Genomic DNA, 540 nt, shown 5'->3' with positions numbered 1-540 from the left:
AAGAAAAATACAGCAAAGAAATCATTAAGCTCATTGATGGCGTAGAAGAAATGGCCGCTATCGGTCAGCTTAACGTTACGATGGAAGGCAGTGCTGCGTCGTCTCAAGTAGACAACGTTCGTCGCATGCTGCTTGCCATGGTGGACGATTTTCGTTGCGTTGTCATCAAGCTAGCAGAACGAATTTGCAACCTTATTGAAGTCAAAAAAGCGCCGGACGAAGTTCGACGTGCTGCGGCAAAAGAGTGTGCCAACATTTATGCTCCACTGGCTAACCGCCTAGGTATCGGTCAGCTTAAGTGGGAAATCGAAGACTACGCTTTCCGTTATCAACAACCGGACACTTACAAGCAGATTGCAAAGCAGCTTGCTGAGCGTCGTATTGTCCGTGAGCAATACATCAAAGATTTTGTCGAAGACTTATCTCAAGAGATGAAAGCTTGTGGCATTAATGCCGAAGTCAGTGGTCGTCCTAAACACATCTACAGCATTTGGCGAAAAATGCAGAAGAAGAGTTTGGCGTTTGATGAATTGTTTGACG

General features: G+C 45.6%; 1 protein-coding gene. It reads left to right on the top strand.

The features are described from left to right. A partial coding sequence (locus tag R7Q48_RS30375) for an HD domain-containing protein (RefSeq protein ID WP_318134126.1) occupies positions 1–540 on the top strand: 540 nt, incomplete at both ends.

The organism is Vibrio sp. 378 (assembly GCF_033339435.1).
Note: the sequence above shows the minus strand (reverse complement) of the source record. Positions and strands in the feature narration are given on the sequence as shown.